Origin of the sequence: Brevibacterium sp. SIMBA_078, assembly GCF_046534565.1 — a bacterium.
Lineage (GTDB): Bacteria > Actinomycetota > Actinomycetes > Actinomycetales > Brevibacteriaceae > Brevibacterium.
This window is the reverse complement of sequence record NZ_JAWRYQ010000375.1, coordinates 1-255: the sequence shown is the minus strand read 5'-3', so window position 1 is coordinate 255 and position 255 is coordinate 1. Positions and strand designations below refer to the sequence as shown.

1 protein-coding gene is annotated in these 255 nt (G+C 32.9%); it reads left to right on the top strand.

The annotated features are described in order from the left end of the window. Window positions 1-255, top strand: a 255-nt coding sequence (locus SB749_RS20095) for a MucBP domain-containing protein (protein ID WP_410711862.1), incomplete at both ends; no start/stop codon positions are given.

The following is a 255-nucleotide window of genomic DNA, read 5'->3' as shown; positions in this document are numbered from 1 at the left end:
GCGATCTATAATTGTAAATTATTTTGATGATCGCACAGGTGAAAAGATAAAAGAATCTAAGAAGTACAAAAAGGTGCGTGGTAAAAAGTATACCGAAAAACATCCCACAATTAAGGATGGTGAATACACGTATCGTTATGTAAAGACAACAGGAGACAAAGAAAATGGAACGATTGGCGGTAAGAATATCGTTATCAATTATCATTATGATAAGCCATTGGCAAAGTTATCATTTGATAAGCTGCAAATTTATAC